This is a genomic window from Dethiosulfatibacter sp. (genome assembly GCF_983023055.1).
On sequence record NZ_CEZJXU010000445.1, the window covers coordinates 1 to 2126 of the forward strand.

2 protein-coding genes are annotated in these 2126 nt (G+C 39.7%); both read left to right on the forward strand.

What is annotated here, in order from left to right; translation table 11 throughout:
* On the forward strand, positions 1-1112 hold a 1112-nt coding region (locus AC3AX0_RS12205), incomplete at its 5' end, for a TldD/PmbA family protein (protein ID WP_487550555.1).
* The coding region (locus tag AC3AX0_RS12210; RefSeq protein WP_487550556.1) for a TldD/PmbA family protein at positions 1093-2126 on the forward strand (1034 nt) is incomplete at its 3' end. The genes AC3AX0_RS12205 and AC3AX0_RS12210, both read left to right, overlap by 20 nt.

Below are 2126 nucleotides of genomic sequence, written 5' to 3' on the forward strand. Positions count from 1 at the left end.
TTGAATATGTGAAAATAGAAAATTTAATAAATCCTATAGAGATATTACCAGAGACCGTTAATAAAAAAAGAAAGATTGAAATAATGAAAAGGGCTTATGTATCAGCCAAGAACTATGATGACATAATTTCACAGGTCACTGTAGGATTATCGGACTACAAGCAGAAGATTCTTATTGCAAATAGCGAGGGACTCCACAAGGAGGATACTAGAGTAAGGTCAAGGGTATCAATCCAGTCAATTGCTTCAAAGGATGGAGAGATGCAGACTGGTTACTTTGCACCTGGGGCTTCCAAGGGATTTGAATTCTTTGACAATCTTGATGTGGAATGGTACGGAAGGGAATCCTCGAGAATTGCAAAGACCATGATGAATGCAGAATATAGTCCAAGTGGCAAGATGCCTGTAATCATAGACAACGGCTTTGGCGGTGTAGTATTTCATGAAGCCTGTGGACATGGTCTTGAGGCGACCTCTGTTGCTAAAGGAAATTCTGTTTTTGCAGGAAAGCTTGGAGAGAAGGTTGCATCGGAGCTTGTGACTGCAGTAGATGATGGTACCCTCATGAATGAATGGGGTTCTGCAAATATTGATGATGAAGGAACTTCCACAAAAAAGAACATACTTATAGAAAATGGAATATTGAAAGGTTATATGATAGACAAACTAAATGGCAGAAGGATGGACATGGAAGCTACGGGATCTTCAAGAAGACAGTCCTATAAGTTTGCTCCAACTTCAAGAATGTCAAATACATTCATAGCCAATGGCAACTCTACCAAGGAGGCTATAATAGCCAATACGGAAAAGGGTTTGTACGCTAAATACATGGGTGGTGGTTCTGTGAATACTGCTACTGGAGAATTCAACTTTGCAGTAATGGAAGGATATATGATAGAGAATGGTAAAATCACTGATCCATTAAGGGGAGCTACTCTAATAGGTACTGGAATCGATGTTTTGCAAAAAATAGACATGGTTGGAAATAATCTAGCCCATGGACAGGGAATGTGTGGTTCGGTCAGCGGTAGCGTACCTGCCAATGTTGGGCAGCCCATCATTAGGATTTCAGAGCTTACTGTAGGTGGAAGGGATGGTGAAGACAATGCTTAGGAAGGATTTTTCTGGAAAGGTAATGAAATACGGAAAGTCAAAAGGGTTTACGGATATGGAAATATACTATTCCTCAGGCTCCAACCTTTCCATAAAGGTGTTTGAACAAAAAATTGATAACTATAGCCTGTCTCAGAGTGAAGGAGTTTCCTTCAGAGGACTGTACAACAATAAGATGGGATATTCATATACTGAAAAAATAGATGATACCTCTGTTAAGTTTTTGGTTGATGAGGCATTGGGAAATGCTGAAATCATAGATACAGACGACGAAGAGCAAATTTTCGGCGGAAGCAGCGAATATGTTAAGATAGACAACTATAATCCATCCCTTGAGGATGTGAAGGAAGAGGATAAGATAGCCTTGACCCTCAAAATGGAGGAAGAGGCTAAAAAACTAGATCCAAGGATTGAATCAATACAGTACTGTGTCTATGGAGACGGGTCGGATGAAATGAATCTTGAAAATTCCAAGGGACTTAACCTTGAGGACAGGTCAAATGCAGCTTTTGCATACATTGGCGTTGTGGCAAAGGAAAATGACGATATAAAAACAGGTTTTGGATACAAGGTTACTAATGACTTTTCTGAGCTTAATCCTGGAGAAATTGCTAAGGAGGCTGTTGAAGAGGCAATATCTATGCTTGGTGCTGAAACTGTAGAATCTGGAAACTACAAGGTTATATTGAGAAACAATGCAGCAGCTGACTTGATAGACGCTTTTTCAGGAATATTTTCAGCTGAAAGAGTGCAGAAGGACCTTTCTTTATTGAAGGGAAAACTTAACGAAAAGATAGCCATTGAAAAGCTTACCCTTGTGGATAATCCACATCTAAAGGATGGTTTTGCATCTTCTTCCTTTGATGGAGAAGGACACGCTACATTCAGAAAGAATATAATAGAAAATGGAGTTTTGAAGACATATATGCACAACCTGAAGACTGCGGAAAAGGATGGTGTTGAAAGTACAGGGAATGCCAGCAGAGGCTCCTACAAGGCTTCAATAGGAATATC